The following is a 25,681-nucleotide window of genomic DNA, read 5'->3' as shown; positions in this document are numbered from 1 at the left end:
AATTTAAGATAAGTACCTACATTAAATTAACCTACGACTTCAATGGTGCTCGCACCAGCACCCAGTGGTTTCACTTGTATTTGTACAGGAATACGTTCATGCATTTCTTGAATGTGTGAAATGAGAATGACCTGACGACCCTGATTTTGCAATTGATCTAAAGCATTCATAACCATGTGCAAAGAAGAAGCATCCAAAGTACCAAAGCCTTCATCAATAAACAGCGATTCAATTTTCATTGAACCCGAGGCCATATTGGCAATCGCTAAAGACAAGGCAAGGGCAGTTAAGAACGACTCACCGCCAGATAAAGAAGCAACAGAGCGGGTTTCTCCATCCATGTCATGGTCAATAATCGCAAGACTTAGAGACTGATCTAGGCGTTTTAGTGTATAGCGTTGAGACAGCATTGCCAGTTGTTGGTTGGCATGCTCTACTAAAATATCTAGGTGATATTGCTGGGCATAGTCGCGGAACTCTTTACCTTTTGCATCACCAATCAAGCCTGAAATTTTGCTCCAGCGATGTTCTTCTTGCTGAATATTTTGAATTTGCTCAGCGTATTGTTGCTGTTTAACCAGATTTTGCTGATGGACTTCAAGCTTAAGCTTAAGCCGATCACGTACTTCAAGCTGGGCTTTGAGTTCTGCAATATTGTCTTGAATAAGGCTAACAAGCTTTTCATATTCAATATCTGGCTGAGTTTGTAAGTGCTCGCTCAATTGCTCTTGCATGGTTTTAAGGGCAGAAGAGGCTTCACTTAATAAACGCTCGGCATGATTAAGACGGTTACGAATGTCTTGCTCTTGGGCGGAATTGATTTGCATGAGCGCCGTAAGATCAGATGCCTGAAAATCAGCATGGGCTTTTAACCAGTTTTGAATTTGCCCATCAATTTGCTGCTGGTACTCCGCAGTGTGTTGATGTTGATGCTTGAGCTGATCGAGCGCCTGTTTTTGCTGCTCAAAGTGCTGTCTGGTTTGTTCAAAACGTTGTTTAGCCTCATGATACGCCGTTTGTTGTTGCTGACGTTTAACGTCATGCTCAATTAGCCATTCGTGCGGTTTAATGTCAGCGTGGCCCGTCATTTGCTGAATGAGCGACACCGCTTTTTCATTATTTTGTTGGCCTTTAAGCGTAATCTCTTGGAGATTTTGATCGATCTCATCAATTTGCTTGGTCATTTGTTCAAAGTTAGCAGTCAACATTTTAAGTTCTTGTTGCTGCTGTTCAAAACGATGTGAAAGCTGTTCTTGTTGCTCAAGCTGCTTAGCGCGTGCATCAAGAATAGTCCAAGTCTGCTTAGCCGTTTGGCTACTCGACTGCTGCCATGCATGCTGTTCGGCTTCAGATAAACACTCAACAATATGTTGAACTTGTTGTTGCCATTGCTGTGCTGTATTAAGCAAACTTTCATTACGTTGAATCGTTTGAACAAGCTGATTGTGTTGTTTAATCGCTTGGGTTAAACGCAAGTTTTCTGAGTCAAATGAACTTATAGCAGTTTGCGCAGCTTGTCTAAGCTCATTAAGTGTTTGCAAGATCTGCTCAGGAGCTTGATTAAGCTCAATGTGTAACTCATTGAGGCTGAATTGCTGCTCAAGTTCTTGCTGTAAGTGCGTCTGTTTTGCCTGAAGTTGAGCTAGGTATTTCTGAACTTGTTCAAGCTCGGCCCGGCACTGAGTAAGTGCATGTTGCTGGGTTTGCCATACATTAAACTTAGTTTGCTCGAGTGCAATAGCTTGGTGCTCTTGCTGTTGCTGTAAATCGAATAAGGCCTTAGAAACTGCACTGTCATCAATACGGTAAGGGTGATGGGTGCTTCCACAGACCAAACACGCTTCACCTTCTTTAAGATTGGCACGTAACTGTTCAATATTTTCGGTGTGTAGTAAACGTTGCTGTTGCAGGATGTGCTGTAACTTTTCACGTTCAGTTTTTGCTGTTTGGTAGTCTTGTTCAGCTAACTGGCAAATGGTTTTAAGTTGCTCTTCTTGCGCGGAGGCTTGAGTATGTTTTTCGGTGAATTGCTGAAGCTCAGCATATAGCTCATGATAAATTTTTATTTTCTGTTGAATCAGATCTAACTGCGTGACTTGAACAAGTTTCTGATCTTTATCTTTACGCTGCTGTTCAAGCTTTAACTCAATTTGTTCAACTGTGCCGAGTGAAGCTGTGAGTTGTTCGAGTTCACTTTTAGCTTCCGATAATTTTTGGCGGGCAAGGGTAGGATTGCCAAGCTGTTGTTCAATCGCTTGGTAATTTTGAATAAATTGCCCGAGCTGATGCAGATGTGCTGAAAGGCCTTTGTCTAATACCGCATATTGCTGAGTCTGGATCAGCTGCTGTTGTAAATGAATTTTGTTCTGCTCAAGCTGTGTAATCTGCTGTTGCACAGTATTTTGCTGCTGGTGCAGTGGACTCAGTTTTTGTTCAAGTACATGTCTTTTTTCTTTGCACTTTTTATATTCATCGGCAATAAAAGCACGTTCTTGAATGGACTGTCGAACTTGATTTAAAGCGTGTTGATGCTGTTGCTCAAAGTCGAGCGTTTGTTTGAGCTCTTGCTCTGCAAGTTGATATTGTTTTTGTCCCGTTTCAAAAATTTGAACCAACTCATTAAACTTGGTTTGAGCTTGCTGAATTTGAGGCTCAAGCTGTTGTAGTGTTTGTAAATTTTGAGCTTGCTGAAAAACTTGTGGTCGTATTTCAGAGAAAACTTCGAGTCGTTTTAATTGCTCACGCTCACCAGCCAATTGTTGATGATGATTTTGCTGTGCTTGAAACTGTTGCTGTTTAGCTTGAACTTCTTGCTCAAGTTTTGCCTTACGCTCAAACCATTGTTGCTGTTTGTCTAAGATATTTTTTTGTTGTTCTAAATGTTGATGATTTTGTTCAGCTTGCTGATATTGTGCAGTAAAAGCTGCAATCTCTTCATCAGACAAAATTTCAATGTGGCCTAAGAACTCTTCAAGCTGTTTACGCTGCTTTGCAATATCTGCGGTTTTACGAAAAGCCAGCTCACCAATTTTGGCGAAAATGCTGGAGTTAGTTAGGTACTCGAGTAACTCACCGCGTTCGCTATCTCGTGCTTTTAAAAATGCGGTTACTTCTGATTGGGCAAGTAATACGGCACGCGTAAATTGTTCAAAAGAAAGCTGTGTAATTTGTTTAACTTTTTCATCAACTGCTTTGGCTTTGTCGGCAAGTACCACGCCATCGGTCAGGCATTTTAAGTGGCGCTGTACACTTTGTAATTTACCATTTGGGTTTTCACGGGCACGTTTAATTTCCCAACGTGCCAAATAGCGTTTTTGATCTTGTGCAATAAAGCAAAGCTCAGCAAAACCATGTCCTGTACCACGGCGTAATACAGTCAAAGGTGAGTTAGTGAGTAACTCTGAACCATCAACATCTTTTAATTTGCCATCACTGTCTTTCAAGCGAGGCACCCGATTAAACAAAGCCAGACACATGGCATCTAAAATGGTCGACTTACCTGCACCCGTTTTCCCCACAATCGCAATGAGACCCGCATGGGCTAGAGGGGCACTTTCAAAATCAATAAAGTGTTCATCAGAAAGAGATGCCAGATTTTTTATTCGAATGGATAAAATTTTCATGACATATCCTTAAGGGGTTGCATCATTTTCAAGATTTTTTTGTGCTTCTTGTACCAGACTCAGAAAATCTTTTAAGACCGCATCATCGGCGCTGTAACCTTGTTTTTCCCAGATATTTTGAAAGAGTTTTTCTGGTGTTGGTGGTTCAAGAGCGATTTGCTGAGTGGTATTTGAATCGGTGGTGTCTTTATTCACATATTGACGTGAAATACGTACTAAACGGTAGCGGTCAGGTGGTAGAGCCGCTTCAAACTGCTGACGTAAATTCGGCTGTGGTGGCGTTAAACTATAATATTCAATATCGACATATTCACGGTGGTCAATATTCTCAATCACACCGTTTGGCAATGCTTTGAGTTGTTGCAGCACTTCGTTTAATTCACCACGAATACGGTGCAATTGTATGCAACGTGGAATTTCGACAGCTTCAAATTGCAAACGGTTGTCTGTCTCTTGAGCTGGGTCAATTTTGACTTCAACCACTTGGTGTTTATAGTTAATTTCACTAAAAGAAAGCGGAATTGGCGAGCCACTATAACGAATGTGCGGCTGACCCACTTTTTGTGGTTTATGTAGATGCCCTAAAGCCACGTAGTCAACAGCATCTTCAAACAACGTCGTTGAAAGTGCCTCTTCATTACCAATAATAATTGGACGTTCAGAGTCAGATGTTTCTCCACCTTGCATGTGGGCATGCGACATTAAAATAAGGGCTTGGTCTGGTGTTTTACGACGTTTGGCTTCTGCAATGAGTTGCTGGTGCAAATAGGCAATCGCATTTTTACTGTTAGTGGTATGTTCATTAAAGCCCGTAATTTCGGCCGAGCGTAAAAAAGGCAAGGCAAGGCACCACGCTACAATATCTTGATTTTGATTATAAATAGGTAAAAGTAGTCGATCGAGGTCTAGGGTTTTGTCTTCATTCCAGCGAACCACGCCCACGGTTTTTGCGTTGTATTTTTCTAATAGTGGCTCGACCTGTTCAATACGGTAGCCTGAGTCATGGTTACCCGCAATCATGAGTGTTTGCATGTGTGGTGCAATACGGTGTGCATCTGCTAAAAATTGGTAGAGTTGTTTTTGTGCTTGAGAACCTGGGTTAATGACATCAAAAATATCGCCAGCAATGAGTAGGGCATGCGGTTGTTTTTCTTGAATTTGAGTGAGTAACCAGCTTAAAAATTGTTGGTGTTCGTAGTGGCGTGAATGATTATAAAAAAACTGCCCCAAATGCCAGTCAGAAGTATGTAGAAAATGTACGGACATAGAAACAGACATCAAGCCAAAATAAACACAGATACGTTAGCATAAATTGGCAGGAGATTTTATCAAGACATTTTAAAGTGCTCGTTATTTAAGCCAGCAATGAAATCTGAATTATTTTGTCTCCTTAAGCTCTGCTTTGTTACTATCGACTTAAACCATGAACTTTGAGAACAAAATGACCATTCATAAATATGAAGTAAAAATACAGTGGGAAGGCAATACGGGTACAGGTACTTCATCTTATCGTTCATATAAACGCGATTTTAGTATTCAACATCCTCAAAAAGTTACTATTCAAGGTTCATCAGACCCTGCTTATTTGGGCGATGTGACCAGATGGAATCCAGAAGATTTATTGGTGGCTTCTGCTTCAGCTTGTCATAAGCTTTGGTATTTACACCTGTGTGCAGTCAATCATATTCATGTGTTGAGTTATGTCGATCATGCACTTGGCTTTATGGAAGATGTAGATCCAGTTAAACGCGGTCACTTTACCCAAATTATTTTAAGGCCCGAGGTTGTTTTAGAAAAAGGTGCTGACCCAGAGCTTGCTGCAAAATTGCATGAAGAAGCGCATCATGAATGCATGATTGCCAATTCGGTAAATTTTCCAATTACATGTGAAGCCAGCTTTAGCTTTGCCGAATAATCAATATGAAATAGCCACCGATAAAAAGGTGGTGGCTATACATTAAAAAATAAATAGAGCCGTTAAATAAGATCTTTAGGCTGCATTTTCATCGACCTGAAAAATACCAAAAACGTTGTGATCCAAATCGACAAAATAACCATGCCAAGCACGACCGGGAATCGCGAATTTATCCATCGCGACAATACCACCTTGCGCTAAAATTTTTGAAGCTACTTCATCGAAGTTTTTGACTTGAATCGAACAGGTAAATGCATTGGTGCCATATTCCATTGGAGGCGTTTGGGCAGGGCGTTTTAATAGTCCACCCATTATTGATGGCGTTTCGATACGGTAATATTCAATCGGTAAATTTTCATCGAGTTTAAATTGCCAGCCAAACACAGCTTGGTAAAACTGCGCATCGCGGGCAGGGTTTGAAGACTGGATTTCAAAATAGGCAATGTTGTTCATATTATTTAAAACATATTTTTATGGTGTAAAAAGTATAGGCATGGCTTTCATGGCTATGAAATAACGATTGTGTATGTTGAGCGTAAAATGAACGTGCTAGAAAATAAAAACCGACGATTCGAGTGATGAGAGAATCGTCGGTCAAAGACTTCATCAAGGGTTTGGCTGCTAACAAAACCTAATCTGAAGGAAGAAAGAGTCGTAATGAAAGGTCACCGAAACAATTTTGCGGATGCCGTGCAAAGGAAGTATTCGGTTGCTGCGACCTTGTTACCCTATATAACGTCGAGAGATTCGGATTGGTTGACAGAAAAATGAAAAAAAATCGAAAAAAATTTATAATTATTTTTTGAACCCATAAATTAGGCAAAAATATGACCAAATTACGTTCTTACTTTCTCTGGTTTTTTGCTATATGCATCGTACTTACCTTAATAGTCGGTGTAGTTGCAGCACTATTGCCAGCGAGTGTAGGTGGTATTTTAACAGCCGTTCCATATTTAGGTGCAATGATTTTTGTCTTGTTTAGATTTTTAAAAAAAGAACGCCGTGCTCCGACTGTACCAGAAAAAAAGAAATTTACTTTAGGCTTTACCCTGATTTTTTGGGGCTATAACTTGTGTGGTGTTTTGTTTGGTCTGTTTTTATTTTCAAGACAAGACCCTGAGATTTTGCAAAACTTTATGCTTTACCTCAAGCAGCCTCAGTTCTTAAGTATTATGGTGATTATGATTTTAATGTTGGCTATTCCGCTTTATTTAATTACTTACTGGTTCTATGGCAAACAGGCACAGCGCATGGCAGACAAAATGTTGAATGTGCAATAGAACACTACAAAAACAGCTAAGATTAGATCTAAATGATCCTTATATAATGAAATAAAACTGCCGTCCTCGTTTTGGAGGAAATATGAATAAGAATGTATTAATCACTGGTGCTAGTGGTTTTATCGGAACACATTTAATTAAGTTCCTATTACAAAAAAATTATAACGTGATTGCTGTGACACGGCAGGCTGGAAAGGAATCTGACCATCCTGCCTTACAGTGGGTACAAAAGTTTGAAGATATTTCGACACGTCAAATTGACTATGTAGTGAATTTGGCTGGGGCAAATATTGGTGAGAAACGCTGGACCGAGTCACGTAAAAAACAACTCATTGAAAGTCGAGTAAACACGACCCGAAAGTTATATGCATGGCTCAAACAATCTGAAATTTTTCCAGAAGTGATTGTCTCGGGTTCGGCCATTGGTTATTACGGTATAGACGATCAAGAAAAGTGGGCAGAGGTGTGCACCGAACAAAGCCCACCACAACCTATTTTTATATCTCGACTTTGCCAAGAATGGGAACAAGCAGCTTTAGCAGACGCTCAGCAAAACACTAAAATTATTCGCTTAGGTGTAGTGTTTGGTAAGGGTGGTGGCATTTTGCCTAAAATGTTATTTCCTATTCGACTCAATTTAGTGGGGCAAATTGGTCACGGACGTCAGCCTGTGGTTTGGGTACATATTGAAGACGTATTAAATGCCATCGAGTTTATATTTAAGCATCCTCAATCTGCTCAAATTCATAATGTCGTGGCACCAGAAAACGTGACTCAAAAGGTATTTGTTGAGCAAGCTGCTGCGGTACTCAATAAGAAACCAATGTTGTCAGCACCAAGCACAGTTTTTCGCTGTTTGTTAGGGGAACAGTCGCAATTGATTTTGAATGGGCAATACGTTAAACCCGCTGCCTTACAAGCAGAAGGATTTGAGTTTGCTTATCCTCAATTAAAAATGGCTTTAGAGAATATATTGGCGTCAGGCTAAGATTTTATTTTGCAAACGCTCTGGAGAATATGCTTTGGCATCCACTAATGTCGGTTGATCCAGCATAAGCTGACGGAGCAATTGCGCAGAGCCTGCGCCCATACATAACCCATTTCTAAAATGACCAAAGTTTGCCCAGAGGTTATCCATTTCAGGCATTTTGCCAATGTAGGGAACGCCATTTGGTGAACTTGGTCTGAGGCCTGCCCAGCGCTGTACAATCGGGAAATCGGCCAGTTCAGGCACCATTTCTAAACACGCTTCTAAAATATTGTGCTGGGTGGTTTCGTCGGTAGACGTGTCAAAACCACGATGTGCCATGCTTGATCCACACACAATATGACCGTCCATACGTGGAATCAGATACATGACTCGATTCATACACATGGTCGGTAGCCAGTGAGCAGGGGTTTTAAATAACAGCATCTGACCTTGCACAGGTTCGACTGGAATTTCGAGTTGTAATTGTGAGTTCCAGTAATGGCTCCAAGCGCCTGAAGTTATTACAAAATGGTCTGCTGTATGTTTGCGACCGTCTTCGGTTTGGAGTGCTTGTATGGCATCACCTTGTTGAATCAGTTTTTTAACAGCAGAGTGCTCAAAAAACTCAACATTTGGATGTTGTTTTAAATAGCTAATCAGGGACTGTAATACACGCGGGTTGCGAATATTAGACAGTTCAGGAAAATAAATGGCTTCTTGAAAATGATCAGAGATATGCGGATTGACTTGCTCTAACGCATCTCGCTGTAAATATTCGCAGCGTTGCATCGGTTCTTGATGTTGCTCTGCGTAGGACAAACCAACGTCAAAATCTTCTTCATCAAAAATTAGCATGCCTGTGTCATGGATTTCAAAATCAATCCCTGTAATAGGGTAGAGCTTTTGGTTCCATGCTTGATAAGAGGCTTTACCAAATTGAGCAAGTTGGTTCACTGCATGCACATAGCGCCACGGGTACATCGGAGAGAGAATGCCTCCGCCAGCCCAAGAGGCTGCTTGTCCCGCTTGTTGTTGATCAAAAATACTGATGGTACAGCCTTGTTCAACCAACTCCAGCGCAGACATTAATCCACTTATGCCCGCGCCAATGATTGCAATATGCATGCAGTGTTATCCTTTCTCTGCGAACTTAGTTCATTTCCTTGAGTTTTTCAGCAGCGGTTTCTGCAAAGTAAGTCCAGATTCCGTCTGCACCAGCGCGGCGGCAGCACATCAGTGATTCTAAAATCACAGAGTCTGATAACCAGCCATTTTGAATTGCGCCAGCTAACATTGCGTATTCACCACTCACTTGGTAAATGAATGTCGGAATACCAAAGGTATCTTTCACTTCACGTACCACATCCAGATATGGCATGCCCGGTTTTACAATCACCATGTCAGCGCCTTCTTGAATATCAAGCGCGATTTCATGTAATGCTTCGGCACGGTTGGCAAAGTCCATCTGGTAGTTATATTTATTACCACCTTTTAGGTTGGATGCAGAGCCAACAGCATCACGGAACGGACCATAGAAGCTAGATGCATATTTTGCAGAGTAGGCCATGATGTTGGTGTAGATGTGACCATTGGCTTCTAAAGCTTGACGAATTGCGCCAATACGGCCATCCATCATGTCACTTGGAGCAATCACTTCGGCACCTGCTTCTGCGTGACTTAAGGCTTGTTTAATCAAGCATTCTACAGTCTCGTCGTTTAGCACATAGCCAGTTTCATCAATAATGCCGTCTTGACCATGCGTCGTGTATGGGTCGAGAGCACCATCAGTGATTAACACCATTTCTGGTAATTCTTTTTTAAGCAAACGGCAGGTGGTTTGTACTAAACCATCTTCGTGCCATGCAGCTTCTGCGGTGAGGCTTTTATCTTCTTGCGGGGTAACTGGAAAAAGAGCCAGTTTTGATACGCCCAATTCTAGAAGTCTTTCAGCTTTTTTCAGTAACAAATCTGCCGACAAACGCTGAATGTTCGGCATACTTGGAATATCTTGGGTCTGATTTTGTCCTGGTAATACAAATACTGGATAAATCAAGTGATTGGTAGTGAGCTGTGTTTCGCTGACCATCGCACGCAACTGGTCATTTTTACGGATACGGCGCATGCGAGTAGCTGGAAATGCAGGACGATTGAACGTATAAGTCATAACAATCTCGATGTTCGGTATTACACTAGGATAGGTTGGCGGATATTCCATTACTGTCAACCGACTGCTGTATTGTAGCCCCATAATGCTGTATTTGTACAAAATTATGGGTGTTTATCATGCTTTTAAATTTAGGCAACGTATGAGTGATGAAAAGAAAAATTGGACGGGGAACATACAATTAGGTGCAAAAACTGACCTAAATGTGGTGCTCAGCCAATTATGTAAGGCGTTTAATAGCTCTCCTTTTTTTAAGCATAGTGGAATGATTATGCGTGTGGTAGATGGCCACATTGAAGGCTATATCGAGATGCAACCTAACCTGATTGGTAATCTGGCATTTCAGATTTTGCATGGCGGCGTTGCTGCAACTTTGCTCGATAGTATTGGTGGAATTGTGGCAATGGAACATCTCTATCGCCGTTCAACACCTGAAACTCTGCCTGAGACTATTAAGCAAGTATCGCGATTGGCAACCGTTGATATGCGTGTAGATTATTTAGCGCCGGGACGCGGTAAGTATTTTATTGCACGCGCGGAAGTGTTACGTTTAGGTCGTAAGGGCTGCACTATGCGTATGACGATGGTCAATGATGAAGATAAAGCCATCGCTGCGGGTATCGCTTCATATGCCTATTAGGCGATGAATTGAACACTTTAAAAGCGCCATGTGCGCTTTTTTTAGTGCTTGAAAAGCTGGAATTTTCATAAAAATCTTGAGATAAACATTAATTTAATTAGAACGAACGCATGAGTTATATTTTTTTATTCTCATATCATGAGGTTTTAGCGTTAAAATTGACTGCTTTGACAATGCGATATGTCTTGTTCATAGAATAATAAAAACTCTATAACAAGGTGTAGTGCGAGATTGATGGCAAAGCCAACTCATCTTTAGGAACATACCATGACTGATGCACAAAGCAATGTACAAGAAACAGTGCCAACAACATCTGCCTCGGATGACAACAACCAAAACAAGCGCAAAAAATTTCTTGGTTTTTTTGCGCTGATTTTATTGATCGCCGCTATTTTATATGCAATTTGGGCATTATTTTTAAATCACTCGGTGAGTACAGATAATGCTTATGTCGGTGCAGAAACCGCGCAAATTACCTCAATGGTGAGCGGTCAGGTCGCTCAGGTTTTGGTAAATGATACTCAAACAGTACATCGGGGTGATGTGCTGGTTCGTATTGATGACCGTGATGCCAAAATTGCATTGGCTCAAGCCGAGGCTGAACTTGCTAAAGCAAAACGCCAATACAAACAGACTGCGGCAAACAGTAGTTCATTAAATTCTCAAGTTGTAGTTCGTGCCGACGAAATTAACAGTGCCAAAGCACAAGTTGCACAAGCACAGGCCGACTACGACAAAGCTACTTTAGAGTTAAACCGCCGTGCGCAGCTTGCTGCTTCTGGTGCAGTGTCTAAAGAAGAACTGACTAAAGCACAAAGTGCGGTTGAAACAGCTAAAGCAGGGCTAGAGCTTGCCAAAGCTGGTTTAGCGCAAGCGTCTTCAAGCCGTAAAGCTGCTGAAAGTACTTTAGCTGCAAACGAAGCTTTAATTCAGGGTGTAAGTGAAACATCGACTCCAGATGTACAAGTTGCACAAGCGCATGTTGAACAAGCTCAGCTTGACTTAGAACGTACGGTCATTCGTGCCCCAGTCGATGGTGTAATTACCCGTCGTAATATTCAAGTTGGACAACGCGTTGCACCGGGTGCCAGCATGATGATGATTGTGCCGCTGAACGAGTTATATGTAGACGCTAACTTTAAAGAAAGTCAGTTGAAAAAAGTCCGTCCAGGTCAACCCGTGACACTGACTTCAGATTTATATGGCGATGACGTTGAATATCACGGCAAAGTGGTAGGCTTCTCTGGTGGTACAGGCTCTGCCTTTGCCTTAATTCCGGCTCAAAATGCAACAGGTAACTGGATTAAAGTGGTTCAACGCTTACCGGTTCGTATTGCACTTGACCCGAAAGAACTTGCTGAACACCCACTACGTGTTGGCTTGTCGATGGAAGCAAAAGTCGACTTATCTGCGAAGTAAACGCTTATGAAAACGCAAACACCTTTTGCCGAGTTAAGCGGTGGCCGTTTATTACTGGCAGCGTTTGTTATTGCCTTGTCGAACTTTATGGTCGTGCTTGATACGACCATTGCCAACGTCTCTGTACCACATATTACCGGTAACCTTGCTGTTTCAAGTACACAAGGCACATGGGTCGTTACTTCATATGCAGTTGCAGAAGCGATTTGTGTACCTTTAACAGGCTGGCTAGCAGGCCGCTTTGGAACGGTGCGGGTCTTTATATTTGGTTTAATTGGCTTTACGGTCTTTTCTTTCTTGTGTGGTTTAGCAACATCTTTAGAAATGTTGGTGTTTTTCCGTATTGGGCAGGGCCTTTGTGGTGGTCCACTTATGCCACTCAGCCAAACCTTGCTTATGCGTATTTTCCCTCAAGAAAAGCATGCACAGGCAATGGGTCTATGGGCAATGACCACAGTCGTCGGACCAATTTTAGGACCAATTTTGGGTGGTCTGATTAGTGATAATCTGTCTTGGCACTGGATCTTCTTTATTAACTTACCGGTTGGTATTGTCTGCGTATTAGCAGCAATGCGCTTGTTAAGAGTGGCTGAAACAGAAACCATTTCTTTAAGAATTGATACCGTTGGTTTAGGTCTGTTAATTCTGTGGATTGGTGCACTACAGCTCATGCTCGATTTAGGGCACGAACGCGACTGGTTTAATAGCACCAGTATTGTGGTATTAGGCTTAACTGCCGCCATAGGCTTTGTGGTGTTCCTCATATGGGAGCTGACCGATAAGCATCCTGTCGTGGATGTCAAAGTCTTCAGGCATAGGGGCTTTGCAATTTCAGTACTGGCCTTGTCGCTCGGCTTTGGAGCATTCTTTGGCAGCATTGTACTGATTCCACAGTGGCTGCAAATGAACCTTTCCTACACTGCCACGTGGGCCGGATATTTAACCGCAACCATGGGCTTTGGTAGTTTGACCATGTCACCGATTGTGGCAAAGCTTTCGACTAAACATGACCCACGCGCACTGGCGAGTTTCGGTTTAATTTTACTGGGTATAGTGACCTTAATGCGGGCATTCTGGACCACAGATGCCGACTTTATGGCACTGGCTTGGCCGCAAATTTTGCAAGGTTTTGCTGTACCATTCTTCTTTATTCCATTGTCGAATATTGCGCTTGGTTCGGTACTCCAGCAAGAGATTGCATCTGCTGCGGGCCTTATGAACTTCTTGAGAACCATGGCAGGGGCGATTGGCGCTTCAATTGCAGTGACCGTATGGGACGACCATGCCAAAGTTGCACGTAGTGAAATGGTATCAAACCTGAACCCGACTGAAGTACAAAACAACCTTCTGCAAAATGGTTTTACGACTGACTCGACCTTAGGAATTATTTCTAACCTTGTCGATAAAGAAGCTATTACCATGTCGGCAAACCATGTATTTTTGCTATTTGCGATTGTGTTTGTCTTTGCGGGACTGGTCATTTGGCTGTGTCCAAAACCCAAACAGGTCAGCGGTATGCCTTCTCACTAATCATCAAAAAGCATCTCTTCGGAGGTGCTTTTTTTAGGCCTGCTAAAAAATGAGTGGGTTTATAAATAGCAGATTTTGCCTGTATTTAAAGAAATAAAGCATGCCAGAATTGGGCAAATCAGTTATAAAAGAGTGTGATATCAAGCAAGGAGACATAACACAGGGCACAAAATAAACACCCTTAATCATTTAATATTATTAAAACTTTATTTTTATCAAAGATTAAAAAACTGAAGACCTGAAAACAAAGAAGCTTGCATGGCAATTGCATGGATAGGCAGGCGTATATATTGGAGTTATCACGTGAATAAAAGATATTCATTTTTGTTCAGTAGTTTATTAGCAGTCGGTTTATTACAAGGATGTGGAGATGACTCCTCGTCAGATCAGCCCAAGGATGATTCAAATACAACCCCGCCCAATTTAATTGTAGATAATGACCCGACCAGTTGTAACAAACTGGCCCAAGACGGTTCAAGCGTGGTGGTTGGTTCAAACCAAAATGGTGACCCCGCCGCGCCAGAGGGTGCTTCGGGTTATAGACTCGGTAACACGGTTAAATACGCAGATAAATATATGGTGGTGGCAAACACGCCACTTGCGGTAAAAGCAGGTTGTGATGTGTTAAAAGCAGGCGGTAGTGCAGTCGATGCAGCCGTAGCAGTACAAGCCGTACTTGGTTTGGTCGAGCCACAGTCGAGTACCATTGCCGGTAGTGGTTTTATGATGTATTACGATGCCAAAACCAAACAGGTCACGGCTTATGATGGCCGTGAAACCGCACCAGCAGCAGCCAACGAATTTTATTTAATTCGCCAAAATATATATGACCCCAATTCACCTCCGCCTGTACCAAGTGCGCGCCGTAGTGGTCGCTCGATTGGTGTGCCGGGTGTGATGCGTTTGCTTGAACAAGCACAAAAAGAACATGGCAAGCTTGAATGGAAACAGCTTTTTGGTGAAGCGATTGGTTTGGCTGATAACGGTTTTCGTATTCCGGGGCGTTTGGCAGATGCCATTGCAAGTAATGCAAGCAATTTAGCACTTGATGCAAATGCGATGGCAACCTATTTCTACCCAGATGGATCACCACGTAAAGTCGGCGAGACCATGACCAATAAAGCCTATGCCAGAACACTTGAAGCACTGGCTTCACAGGGAGCAAATGCATTACACACTGGGCCGATTGCGCAAGCCATTGTGGCAAAAGCAGGGCAAACCGTGGGTGATGACCCAGCACGGACTCCAATTACCCCAAGTTTGATGACCTTGCAGGATTTATCGAACTATCAGGTTAAAAAACGCGACCCGATTTGTACGACGTACCGTGACCGTTACTATGTATGTACCATGCCACCTCCATCTTCGGGAGGGATAGCAGTTGCGCAAACGCTGGGTATTTTAGAAAACTTTGATATGTCGCTCTATCCACCTAAAAACCCTGAAAATGAAGGTGGTGTACCTGATGTCATGGGCGTGCATTTAGTGTCTGAAGCAGAGCGTTTGGCCTACGCCGACCGTGACAAATATGTCTCAGATACCGACTTTGTTCGTTTGCCGGCACAGGGTATTGCAAGCTTTATTGATAAAAATTACTTAAAACAACGTGCAGCACTAATTAACCCGAACCAAAGTATGGGCGTTGCTCCAGCGGGTAATTTCAATACAGCAGCAGGTGTCGACACGACTGTTGAACATGGTACGACTCAGTTCACGATTGTAGATGCCTATGGCAATGTGGTTTCAATGACATCGACTGTTGAATCGAGTATGGGTTCATTCCACATGGTGGATGGTTTCTTGCTGTCAAACCAGTTAACTGACTTTAGTGCGAACCCTTATGACAGCACTGGGGCACCAGTTGCCAACCGTGTAGAAGGGGGCAAACGCCCACGTAGTACTATGGCGCCAACTTTAGTGTTTAAAGGCACCACGCCAGATGAGTTTTATATGGCAACAGGTTCACCAGGTGGCGGCACGATCATTCAATATGTGGTTAAAACTTTGGTGGGTGCACTGGACTGGAATTTAAATGCACAGCAGGCCACTTCACTTGTTAACTTTGGTGCGACCAATAGTAAAAACACCAATGTAGATAGCTCGAATGTGCAGCTTTCCTTAGTTGACCTGATTGAAGGTTTAAAAGCAAAAGGGCATGGCATCTCTAACACTGCGCAAACCAGCGGTATTTCAACGATTATGAAAGTAAATATAAATAATCAAAGTAAATACGCAGGTGGAGTAGACCCACGCCGTGAAGGGATTGTGTTAGGCAATGGTGCTTTATAGAGCAAACTTTAAAAAAAGCTGTCATTTTTGGCAGCTTTTTTATGTGGCCCTTGAAAAAAACAAAAGGCTCTCCATTATGTAAATATGTTCATCAGTAGCAGACTGTTGATAAATTGCACAGCATTTTATTTTAGTTATGCTATGATGTTCAGACATTCATGGGGATGTTATTGGCTTCGACGCCGGTGATGAAACTCATAGATGCATGCCGAGAGCGCATTTTCTCTCGTAAATAAAATTTGCATTTTAATAGTCGCAAACGACGAAACTTACGCTCTAGCTGCCTAAGGGCAGTTTGTCCGCTTCCTAGAATACTTGTGGTTTAGGAACCCGACCGTAGCGCACGCACACAAGTCCGTATAGAGTCAAGCCTCGGGGCTTTATACCAAACTTAGAGGATCGCACCTTGTACCCTGTTCGTCGGGTCACTTGGTGTTAAAACAATAGACGATATCTAAGCATGTAGTATTCTCGAGCGTAGTGCTGGCGGACGCGGGTTCAACTCCCGCCATCTCCACCAAGATTCGAAAAAGCCCTGAAACGTAAGTTTCGGGGTTTTTTATTAGCATTTTAAATAGCATTTAAATTGGTTTTTTTATTTAAATATATCCTCAGTTTTTAAATTAAAAATTAATAGTGATATCATTATCTTTAATACTTTATAAATCTTAAAAGAAGAGGTTTACGTGCGAAAGTTTAATGAAGATGCTCGTGTAAAAATTCCAACAATTCTTCATTTAACAAGGCTGGGTTATAAATATCTTTCTTTAAAAGAACATATATGGGATATGGAATCTAATATTTTTCCAGACATCTTCATTGAATCAATTAGTAGGATTAACCCCTCTTTTGATAAGGATGATATTTATAGGGAATTACAAGATCTTAAGCTAAATTTGGATAACGAAGATCTAGGTAAAGGCTTTTTTAATAAGTTGGTTAATCGCTCTGGAATAAAGTTAATTGATTTTGAAGATATAAATAACAACACTTTTAATGTTGTTACAGAGCTAACTTGTCAAAATGGAGATGACGAATTTCGCCCTGATATTACTATTTTATTGAATGGTATGCCTTTAGTATTTATTGAGGTCAAAAAACCAAATAATAAAGATGGTGTCTTAGCTGAACGAGACAGAATAAGTAAGCGATTCCAAAATTCTAAATTTAAAAGATTCATCAACATCACACAGTTTATGATCTTTTCAAATAATATGGAGTATGACGATGATGCTATTCAACCAATTATGGGTGCCTTTTATGCAACACCGTCTTATCACGAACCGAGTTTTAACTATTTCCGAGAAGAAGAGATATTCAATTTAACTCATTTATTGAGTCCTTTAAATGAAGCAGAAGAGATTCGAGTCCTTAAGGATAATAACTTAGAAGTTATCAGAAATAGCCCTGAATTTATTACAAATAAAGATCATAATCGCCCTACTAATCGAATCTGTACTTCTTTGCTTAGTAAAGAGCGTTTAGTGTTTATGCTGCGTTATTCAATTGCTTATGTAGAAGCAGAAAATGGTGTGCAAAAGCATATCATGCGCTATCCACAACTATTCGCAACTAAGGCAATTGAAAGAAAACTTGATGAAGGAATTCGGAAAGGAATTATTTGGCATACCCAAGGTAGTGGTAAGACAGCACTAACTTATTATAACGTAAAGTTCTTGACTGATTATTACCAACGAAACAACGTAATCCCTAAATTTTATTTCATTGTAGATCGCCTTGATTTACTTCAACAAGCACAGAGTGAATTTGCTAGTCGTGGGCTGGTTGTACACACTATTAACTCTAGAGATGAATTCACTAAAGATATCAAGGCGACTAAGGTCATTCACAATAATAGTGGGAAGCCAGAGATTACTGTAATCAATATCCAAAAGTTTGCAGATGATCCATCAATTGTTTCAACAAAGGATTATAGTGTTGAGATTCAGCGTGTTTATTTCTTAGATGAGGTACATCGCAGCTATAATCCCAAAGGTAGTTTTCTTGCAAACTTAGATGTATCAGACCGTAATGCAATCAAAATAGGTCTCACAGGCACACCATTACTGGGAACAGATTATAACTCTCGTTCGTTGTTTGGAGATTACATCCATAAGTATTACTACAATGCTTCGATTGCTGATGGTTATACATTGCGTTTGATTCGAGAAGATATCCAAACAAACTACAAAATTGCATTACAAGAGGCATTGGCGCAAGCAGAAGTTAGGCAGGGGGATGTAGATAAAAAAATAATTTATGCACATCCAACTTTTGTAGAACCAATGCTCGATTACATTATTCAAGATTTTGAGAATAGTCGTGGGGCTTGTAACGATTCAACAATAGGTGGAATGGTAATCTGTGACAGCTCAGAACAAGCAAAAAAAATGTTCGAGATATTTAATACAAAATATAAAAAAGAGAATGATGCTGTTATCACTGATATAGCTTATACGGAGCATATAAGAGAAAAAAATAAAGTTAAATCTGCTGCACTTATTTTACATGATATAGGTGATAAACAAGAGCGTAAAGATTGGATTGATGCTTTTAAAGGAGGGAAAATAGATTTACTGTTTGTCTATAACATGTTGCTAACAGGTTTTGATGCTCCCCGCTTAAAGAAGCTTTATATTGGTCGTGTGATTCGAGAGCATAACTTACTTCAGTCACTAACTCGTGTGAACCGTACATACAAAGGTTTTAGGTATGGTTATGTTGTTGACTTTGCAGATATTAGACAAGAATTCGATGCAACAAATAAGGCCTATTTTGAGGAGTTACAGGCAGAATTAGGTGATGAGATGGAAAGTTATTCCCATCTGTTTAAATCTAAAGAAGAAATTGATGAAGAAATTAATCAATTAAAAGATTTGTTATTCCGTTTCGATACGGAGAATATGGAAAATTTCTCAGAGCAAATCCAAAAAATTGCTGACCGTAAACAAGTATTAGAACTTAAGAAAAGCTTAGCTGATGCAAAAAGCTTATATAACCTCATGCGGTTACAAGCGGACTATGAGCAACTTCGATCTTTAGATTTTGAAAAAATTAATATCATGTTTAGAGAAGTAAGTAATCATTTAGATATGCTCAATTTAAAAGAAAGTATTGAAAATGGTGAAGACACAACGAATCTATTGAATTTAGCTCTTGAAGACGTGATTTTTAAGTTTAAGAAAATTGCTGAAGAAGAGTTGGTTCTAGCAGATCAACTGAAAGATACTTTGCGTAAAACAAGAGAGGCTTTAGCTAGTAATTTCGATCAGCAAGATGAAAAATTTATCAGCTTAAAAGAAGAGCTAGAGCGCTTATTTAAAAAGAAAAAACTGAGTGAAGTTACTCAACAAGAAATGGTGACTAACATAGGCACACTCGAAAAGATTCATGAAAGGATTAAAGAACTAAATCGTGCAAATAAGCAATTGAGTGATAAGTATAAAGGGGATGTTAAGTTTACTCGGGTTCATAAAAGATTGCATGAACAAGGGGGGATTTCTAAATCAGAAAGGCAAATCCATGAAGCTTTGATTGGACTTAAACAGGATGCAGACGAACGTGTTTTAGATAGTGAAAACGTATTAGATAATGAAGCATATTTTGCTAGAGTGATGATGCCAAATATTATCAAGCGATTTAAAAATGAACAGAACATTGCATTAAATCCAACGACAACAAGGTATATTAATCGACTTGTGGTAAATGAGTACCTCAAAGAGTTCAATGGTGGTTCAGGGCAATGGTAGAAATTCAGTTTCAGCAAAAAGTTAGAGAACTTATTGATGGTTTAAAAGCTATCTGTGCCAACTATGGACTTGGTAATGATGGTAATGAATTTAAAATTATCACGCAGACTTTCTTGTATAAGTTTCTAAATGATAAATTTGCTTATGAAGCAAAAAAAGTTGATTCTAATTTAGCCCAAGCTAAAAAATGGGAAGATGTGCTCTCAAGAATGTCTGATGACGAGTTAGAAATGCTTGCATTACAGATGCCTGCAGATACTGCGATTCTTAAGCCTCAACACTTTATTAGTTATCTATTTAGCCAACAGAATGAACCAGATTTTTCTAAACTCTTTGATGATACGTTAAGAGATATTTCTATTCAGAATAATGAGATTTTTGCAGTCCAAACAGATGGTAGCGTAAAAATTAAGTTATTTGATGAACTTAGCCAATTTATTAGTAATCCTTCAAAACGTGATGAGTTTTGTAAGGCTATTATTAACGAGTTAGTTGAATTTAGTTTTGAACGTATTTTTGATCAGAAGTTCGATTTTTACGCTTCTATTTTTGAATATTTGGTTAAAGACTATAACTCAAATAGTGGTGGTAAATATGCTGAATATTATACCCCTCATGCAGTAGCACGAATTATGGCAGAGATTCTTGTCCCTAAGGATCAACAGGGCAAGGTAAAAAATGTGACATGTTATGACCCAGCAGCAGGATCAGGCACACTGCTAATGAATGTAGCCCATGTTATTGGGGAAACACGCTGCGCTATTTATACACAAGATATTTCACAAAAGTCATCTAATTTGCTACGACTAAATTTAATTTTAAACAATTTAGTACATTCAATTCCTAACGTTGTACAGGGAAATACAATACTTCATCCTTATCATAAGGAAGGGACTGAGCTGAAAAAATTTGATTACATTGTTTCAAACCCTCCTTTCAAACTAGACTTTAGTGACTTTAGAGATGATTTGGATACAAAGGCGAATAAAGAGCGTTTCTTTGGTGGTCTCCCAAAAATTAAGCCAAAAGAAAAGGACAAAATGGAAATATACCAATTGTTCTTGCAACATATTATTTTCTCGCTAAAAGAAAATGGAAAAGCAGCTATTGTAGTACCTACAGGTTTTATTACGGCTCAATCAGGAATTGATAAGAATATTCGTAAATATTTGGTTGATAATAAAATGTTAGCAGGGGTTGTATCTATGCCCTCTAACATTTTTGCAACTACAGGGACTAATGTTTCAATTTTATTTTTAGACAAGAAAAATAAACATGAAATTATTCTAATAGACGCTTCTAATTTAGGTGAAAAGATTAAAGATGGAAAAAATCAGAAAACTGTTCTGAGAGAGTATGAAGAACAAGAAATAGTGAATCTATTTAACTCGAAACAAGAGGTAGAGAATTTCTCCATCAAAGTTACTTACGATGAGGTTTCCAATAAAAACTATAGTTTTAGTGCAGGTCAGTATTTTGATATAAAAATTGAATATATTGAAATGACTCCTGAAACATTTAAGTCTCAACTAAATAATTCAATATCAAATATTAAAGAGCTATTTATTCAGTCTAGTAAACTTGAAGCTAATATTGAAAAAAAATTGGAAACTTTGAAGTATGACTAATTCAAACCAATATAAATTTAGGAAATTTTTAGGAAAAGTAGTAAAGCTAGAAGATCTCTGTTTATCTATTACTGATTGCCCTCACTCCACACCAAAATGGACAGATAGTGGAAAAATTGTAGTAAGAAATTTCAATATAAAAAATGGGGAACTCGATTTACATAGCCCATCTTTTACGGATGAGGATTCATTTAAAAATAGAATATTAAGAGCTAAACCTGAGGCAGGAGACATTATTATTACCCGTGAAGCTCCAATGGGCGAAGTATGTATAATTCCAGAGGGTCTAGAGTGTTGCTTAGGGCAACGAATGGTTTTATTAAAGGTCGATAGTTCTAAAATCACTAGTCAATATTTAGTCTTTGCCCTCCAATCTGAATTTGTACAAAAACAGATTAAAAAGAGTGATAAAACGGGGTCTATTGTCAGCAATTTATGCTTGCCAGATCTTAAAGCTCTTCAAATTCCAATTTTTAACGATATGGAGCAACGTGCTGAGGTCCTAAGGACTATTGTTGAGAAAATACGCATCAATAATAAAATTATTGATGAGCTGGAAAAAATGGCTCAACAGATTTATCAATATTGGTTCATCCAATATGATTTCCCTATTGAGAGTAATCAGCCTTATAAACTTTCAGGTGGTGAGATGGAATTTAACTCTATCTTGAAGAACTATATTCCCAAAGGTTGGTTGGTAAAGCAGCTATCTGAAATTGCGAATATAACGATGGGGCAATCACCTGATGGAAGTTCTTACAATGATTATGGTGAAGGAACAATTTTCTATCAAGGTTCTACAGATTTTGGTGATGTTTTCCCAAAAGTGCGTCAGTACACTACAGAGCCTGCTCGTATGGCAAAAAAAGGCGATATTCTTTTGAGTGTACGTGCACCAGTCGGGGATATGAATATAGCGAATACCGATTGTTGTATTGGACGAGGTTTGGCAGCACTCAATAGTAAAGATGGGTTTAATGGTTTTCTTTTTTATGTGATGAAATACTTCAAACAGGTGTTTGATAGAAGAAACTCAGAGGGAACAACTTTTGGTTCAATTACGAAAAATGATCTTTATTCTTTAAAGTTAGCTTATCCTCCAAAAGAGCTTCTTGAGAAATACGATAGTATCGTCTCAAAATACAATGAGATGATATTTGTCAGGAGTATGGAAAATCAGAAGTTGGAGGAGTTAAGAGATTGGCTCTTACCGATGTTGATGAATGGCCAGATTTCTATTCGAGATGCAGAAGAGCATATAGCTAAAACTTCTGAGCAAGACGAATAAAGATTCATGCGTCAAGTTGTGTCTCTTTATGCTATGAAATGGGATAAAAATTAAGCACAATACACTTTGACTGCAGATGGAGATTTAGCATGAAACATGTATTAAATATAGTTTTGACTGCTATTTCCATCGCCTTAGCAGGATTAATTTTCATTATCTTTACAGCTACCTCAACTCGATCTTTATCTTATCCGACTTTAACATAGCTCTTACCTCATCTATTGAAAATGCAGGTTTACGTTGATGAATGATAAAATGGCAATTAGGGCAGACAGGAGCCATATCTTTTATTGGGTTAACAATATATTTTTTTCCAATAGAGCTAATCTCGACCAAATGATGGACATGAATACAATTTTTACCAACGGAACCATAAGTTTTTTCAAAATCAAAATTGCATACAACACATTGGTAACCATAAAATTCTAAGCATTTTTTTCGTGCTTCTTTATTACGCTCATAAGCATTAACTACAATTTTTTTAGCTGCCCCTTCTGTTAAATTATTAAAATTATCTTCATCGTATTCTTCAGCGAAAATAACAGGGCTTTCTTTTAATTTCCAGATACTTCGTCCAGATATATCTGGTTTTTCAATAATACCTTCACCAGCTAATTCTTGGCGTGCCCAACGAATTTCATTCTCAAATAACGCTCGGCCATGGCGCTTCATAGCCATTTCTTTATTTGTGAGTTGCCATAAACTAACGAATTCAGTGTATACATCTTTAACTTTCATAGGTCCTTTACTAGAAAGTAAATCAACTAACTGAGTTTTTATAACGTTACGATGTGGTATAGGCATTTCACTCTCAATAAATCTATTTTTAAATTTGATAGGAATTAATAGTCTATGAATATTAAAGATATTTTTAATCGATAGGTAGTGTTAGGTGTTGGTACTAAACTATACTTTATTTAATACTTCGATTATCTCTAGGTATCCGTGCATAACGAAGTTTAATTTTGTATGGGTTTAAAGTAGAAACCATTGCAACACAAATTAAAATAGATATTCTAAACAGCCATAAGTTTTGGGACATTATTGAACAGCATGTGAAAACATACTCTGAAATTTGGGGAAATTTCAAAAGATGATTACTCCGCTGGGGAGCGGTTTAAGAAAAGGGTAATCATCGATTCTTAAATAATTTATAAGATTTGGTTAGATCAAATGAACAACTTAATAACGAGATTTTTAAATAATCTGGGGCAGTGGCATGAAACAGCACTCGCAACGACTAAAGCCATTATTGCTATAGGTGTATTATGCTTAGTCGCATATTTAGTGACGATTAGCTATATCCCTTCGGAAATTAGCTTTGGTGATACGCTCATTTTTTTACTAATTTTTGTAGCATGTTCTATTATTTATGCGGGGCTAAGCACGATTTTGTTTTTCTTTGGTATTTCCTTAGTTCCATTGACATATATCATCTTTAGTGTGGTTGATAAGTACTTACCACCCCATATTAGAATTGGACAAAAACTGCCATTTCCAAAGATTAGCATTACCACATTGGCTGCATCCCTTTATCTCGTATATGTTATTCATAGTTTGTTTTTACTGCATTGGAAAATCAATCTTTACATAGGTATTACCGTATTTTTTATTGCCTTTACTTATTATCCTTTTTATATCAACCGACAGAAGATTAAAGAATTTCGTATAAAGTTTGAAAATTTGCAAGATATTATTGATGACCCAGAAGCAAGTGATCATCTTAAAACATTTGCGATAAAGAAATTCAAAAGATTAGAAACGCATATTAATGATAGCTTACAAGTCGCCATTATTTTGATCTTGATACCACTTGTTCCCATGTTTTTTATTGAAGAGGTTGGTAACACGTTTCTAAATTATGCCATGCAAAAAACTGGTGTGAGAGTAGAAAAAGCGACTTTATATATCAAAGAACCATATGCAGATTTAATTGAATTACCAAAAACGACTAATAAAGAACTGAGTCAGTATAAAACCTTTATTTTTAAAGATGTTAAAGTGTTATTTCAGGGTATTGGTAAAAGTACTTTAGTTTCTTACAAAGTGAAAGATATGGAAAAGCAGTTAGTGATTCCTAATGAATATATTACTGTAGAGCGAACTCAGAAGGCCGATAAGTAAAGTTATATCTTAGTCATTATAATCAGTTAGCTTTCCCCCAAGGCCCCCGTGCCACAACAGAACTTTAATTTTTTGCGCTGATTTAAAGTCATCTACCATTGCGGCACAGAGATAAGGGAGCTAAGCCAAAAGCTTAGCCTATGTCTTCTTTATCGCACCGCCGCATCACACTAAAAAAAGTAAGGGCAAAGTCCTGTGGGAGAGCAGTGATTTTCTTGGCCAGATAAGGAGCAAATATCATGGCAGAGAATATTTATAATTTAATCGTTTACGTAAATGTAGTTATCAATAAACGTATATGTTTGAGTGAGTTGAGAATTAATTTTTAGAGATGAAATACCTACTTGGTCTTATGATTATGGCTTTGGCGTTATGGAGAAGTGAAAAATTTTGTATGAACTCCCTACTTAAATTTATTTTAATTATCGATTGTTAATAATTAATTTTTATTTTAATTATTTCTTAATGAATTTCTATATATGGAGAATTTGTTGGTGGTAAAATATGATTTTGTGAGTAAATTCATATTTTTTTATTATTAAAATTATCTAAACTATTTATTGTAAATTATTTATCTACTATTTTAAAAATATACTCTGTAGTTTAAAAATATCATTAAAACTTGCTAGAACAATGCTTTATTTAAATATAAAACATAATTATATATATTAATATGTAACATTATATTTCTTTTCTTGAAAACAAGAATTTTAAAGGATATAAAAACTATACAGATTTGTCTGTATATCTGTATCTAACCATTTATAAAAGGAAGTATCATCATGAAAAATCGTAAAAAAAATGCTGAATACCTAGGCACTTTGCTAGGTTAATTTAGTAACTGAAACAAAAACTATCAATCTTAAAAAGGAAGTACCATCATGAAAAATCGTAAAAAAAATGCTGAATACCTAGGCACTTTGCTAGGTTAATTTAGTAACCGAAACAAAACTACTAATTTTAAAAGGAAGTATCATCATGAAAAATCGTAAAAAAAATGCTGAATACCTAGGCACTTTACTAGGTTAATACAGTATCCTCGATAAAAATAGTATGTCTATA

General features: G+C 38.8%; 17 protein-coding genes, 1 other RNA gene and 1 pseudogene. 12 read left to right on the top strand and 7 right to left on the bottom strand.

Annotated elements, in window-relative coordinates; all coding sequences use genetic code 11:
* Positions 1-26: 26 nt before the first annotated feature.
* Together ACIF8R_RS06080 and ACIF8R_RS06075 are read right to left on the bottom strand one after the other, a co-directional pair.
* A complete protein-coding gene (locus tag ACIF8R_RS06080) occupies positions 27-3,623 on the bottom strand; it encodes an AAA family ATPase (RefSeq protein WP_396479729.1) in 3,597 nt (1,198 codons plus the stop codon).
* Positions 3,624-3,632: 9 nt separating this feature from the next.
* Entirely contained in the window at positions 3,633-4,901 is a 1,269-nt protein-coding gene (locus ACIF8R_RS06075; RefSeq protein WP_192834604.1) for an exonuclease SbcCD subunit D, read from the bottom strand.
* A 163-nt stretch (positions 4,902-5,064) separates the two neighbouring features.
* Here ACIF8R_RS06075 and ACIF8R_RS06070 point away from each other — a divergent pair, with 163 nt between their 5' ends.
* Positions 5,065-5,538 carry an OsmC family protein gene (locus tag ACIF8R_RS06070; RefSeq protein WP_396479727.1) on the top strand — a complete coding sequence of 158 codons (474 nt, stop codon included), beginning with the start codon at positions 5,065-5,067 and terminating at the stop codon, positions 5,536-5,538.
* Between the two features lie 75 nt (positions 5,539-5,613).
* Here the strand turns inward: ACIF8R_RS06070 and ACIF8R_RS06065 are convergent, their stop codons facing one another.
* Complete coding sequence (locus ACIF8R_RS06065) at positions 5,614-5,991, bottom strand: VOC family protein (RefSeq protein ID WP_396479725.1); 378 nt, start codon at positions 5,989-5,991, stop codon at positions 5,614-5,616.
* 374 nt (positions 5,992-6,365) lie between these two features.
* Between ACIF8R_RS06065 and ACIF8R_RS06060 the strand changes: the two genes are divergently transcribed.
* Both ACIF8R_RS06060 and ACIF8R_RS06055 read left to right on the top strand, forming a co-directional pair.
* The gene (locus ACIF8R_RS06060; RefSeq protein WP_107972257.1) at positions 6,366-6,818 is read left to right on the top strand and encodes an ABZJ_00895 family protein; all 453 of its coding nucleotides are present in this window, start codon (positions 6,366-6,368) and stop codon (positions 6,816-6,818) included.
* Between the two features lie 82 nt (positions 6,819-6,900).
* On the top strand, positions 6,901-7,806 hold the full coding sequence (locus tag ACIF8R_RS06055; protein WP_396479723.1) for a TIGR01777 family oxidoreductase: 906 nt from the start codon (positions 6,901-6,903) through the stop codon (positions 7,804-7,806).
* Here ACIF8R_RS06055 and ACIF8R_RS06050 read toward each other — a convergent pair.
* The gene (locus ACIF8R_RS06050; RefSeq protein WP_396479721.1) at positions 7,798-8,913 is read right to left on the bottom strand and encodes an NAD(P)/FAD-dependent oxidoreductase; all 1,116 of its coding nucleotides are present in this window, start codon (positions 8,911-8,913) and stop codon (positions 7,798-7,800) included. The two genes, ACIF8R_RS06055 and ACIF8R_RS06050, sit on opposite strands and share 9 nt — an antisense overlap.
* A gap of 25 nt (positions 8,914-8,938) precedes the next feature.
* The gene (gene hemB / locus ACIF8R_RS06045; RefSeq protein WP_005075335.1) at positions 8,939-9,952 is read right to left on the bottom strand and encodes a porphobilinogen synthase; all 1,014 of its coding nucleotides are present in this window, start codon (positions 9,950-9,952) and stop codon (positions 8,939-8,941) included.
* A gap of 142 nt (positions 9,953-10,094) precedes the next feature.
* On the opposite strand from hemB, the gene ACIF8R_RS06040 reads away from it, so the two are divergent.
* From ACIF8R_RS06040 to ACIF8R_RS06005, 8 genes are all read left to right on the top strand, one after another.
* The gene (locus ACIF8R_RS06040; RefSeq protein WP_396479869.1) at positions 10,095-10,592 is read left to right on the top strand and encodes a thioesterase family protein; all 498 of its coding nucleotides are present in this window, start codon (positions 10,095-10,097) and stop codon (positions 10,590-10,592) included.
* A gap of 267 nt (positions 10,593-10,859) precedes the next feature.
* Complete coding sequence (locus ACIF8R_RS06035) at positions 10,860-12,011, top strand: EmrA/EmrK family multidrug efflux transporter periplasmic adaptor subunit (RefSeq protein ID WP_280043984.1); 1,152 nt, start codon at positions 10,860-10,862, stop codon at positions 12,009-12,011.
* A 6-nt stretch (positions 12,012-12,017) separates the two neighbouring features.
* Positions 12,018-13,541, top strand: a complete 1,524-nt coding sequence (locus ACIF8R_RS06030) for a DHA2 family efflux MFS transporter permease subunit (protein WP_032010880.1) — start codon at positions 12,018-12,020, stop codon at positions 13,539-13,541.
* Between the two features lie 303 nt (positions 13,542-13,844).
* A complete protein-coding gene (gene ggt / locus ACIF8R_RS06025) occupies positions 13,845-15,830 on the top strand; it encodes a gamma-glutamyltransferase (RefSeq protein ID WP_396479718.1) in 1,986 nt (661 codons plus the stop codon).
* A 160-nt stretch (positions 15,831-15,990) separates the two neighbouring features.
* Positions 15,991-16,350: a transfer-messenger RNA gene (gene ssrA, locus ACIF8R_RS06020) on the top strand.
* Between the two features lie 166 nt (positions 16,351-16,516).
* Entirely contained in the window at positions 16,517-19,579 is a 3,063-nt protein-coding gene (locus tag ACIF8R_RS06015) for a type I restriction endonuclease subunit R (protein ID WP_396479716.1), read from the top strand.
* The gene (locus tag ACIF8R_RS06010) at positions 19,573-21,207 is read left to right on the top strand and encodes a class I SAM-dependent DNA methyltransferase (RefSeq protein WP_396479714.1); all 1,635 of its coding nucleotides are present in this window, start codon (positions 19,573-19,575) and stop codon (positions 21,205-21,207) included. The genes ACIF8R_RS06015 and ACIF8R_RS06010 overlap by 7 nt, the downstream gene beginning before the upstream one ends.
* The gene (locus ACIF8R_RS06005) at positions 21,200-22,495 is read left to right on the top strand and encodes a restriction endonuclease subunit S (protein WP_396479712.1); all 1,296 of its coding nucleotides are present in this window, start codon (positions 21,200-21,202) and stop codon (positions 22,493-22,495) included. The genes ACIF8R_RS06010 and ACIF8R_RS06005 overlap by 8 nt, the downstream gene beginning before the upstream one ends.
* Before the next feature lie 165 nt (positions 22,496-22,660).
* Here the strand turns inward: ACIF8R_RS06005 and ACIF8R_RS06000 are convergent, their stop codons facing one another.
* A complete protein-coding gene (locus ACIF8R_RS06000; protein WP_396479710.1) occupies positions 22,661-23,299 on the bottom strand; it encodes an HNH endonuclease in 639 nt (212 codons plus the stop codon).
* A 369-nt stretch (positions 23,300-23,668) separates the two neighbouring features.
* Between ACIF8R_RS06000 and ACIF8R_RS05995 the strand changes: the two genes are divergently transcribed.
* A complete protein-coding gene (locus tag ACIF8R_RS05995; RefSeq protein ID WP_396479708.1) occupies positions 23,669-24,619 on the top strand; it encodes a hypothetical protein in 951 nt (316 codons plus the stop codon).
* Positions 24,620-24,752: 133 nt separating this feature from the next.
* On the opposite strand, the pseudogene ACIF8R_RS05990 reads toward ACIF8R_RS05995, so the two are convergent.
* Positions 24,753-24,827: pseudogene (locus ACIF8R_RS05990) on the bottom strand (hypothetical protein); the annotation flags it as partial.
* Positions 24,828-25,681: the final 854 nt, after the last annotated feature.

This window comes from Acinetobacter sp. ABJ_C4_1, assembly GCF_044538495.1.
Taxonomy (GTDB): domain Bacteria; phylum Pseudomonadota; class Gammaproteobacteria; order Pseudomonadales; family Moraxellaceae; genus Acinetobacter; species Acinetobacter nosocomialis_A.
Note: the sequence above shows the minus strand (reverse complement) of the source record. Positions and strands in the feature narration are given on the sequence as shown.